The following is a 306-nucleotide window of genomic DNA, read 5'->3' as shown; positions in this document are numbered from 1 at the left end:
TGGCCCATGCCGTGCTCGCCGTCGGTCGGGGGCAGTTCGCCGCGCTCGCGCAGCTCATCGAAGTTGCCGTCCGGGGCGTCCTGGGTGAAGCGGTAGTAGGCGATGCCGGTGAAGAACAGCACCACGCCGGGCACCACCATGGCCAGGCGCCAGCCGAGGGTCTCGCTGACCCCCAGCATCAGGATGCCGGAGAACACCAGCGGCATCAGGATCTGGGTGGTGCCGCCGCCCAGGTTGCCCCAGCCGGCGGAGGTGGCGTTGGCGGTGCCGACGACGTTGGGGGCGAACATCACCGAGGTGTGGTAC

The 306-nt window shown here is 69.9% G+C and carries 1 pseudogene; it reads right to left on the bottom strand.

The annotated features are described in order from the left end of the window. Window positions 1-306, bottom strand: a pseudogene (locus Q673_RS0118105) (MFS transporter); the annotation flags it as partial.

Origin of the sequence: Halomonas sp. PBN3, from assembly GCF_000475415.1 — a bacterium.
GTDB lineage: Bacteria > Pseudomonadota > Gammaproteobacteria > Pseudomonadales > Halomonadaceae > Halomonas > Halomonas shengliensis.
This window is presented reverse-complemented; position numbering and strand designations above follow the sequence as displayed.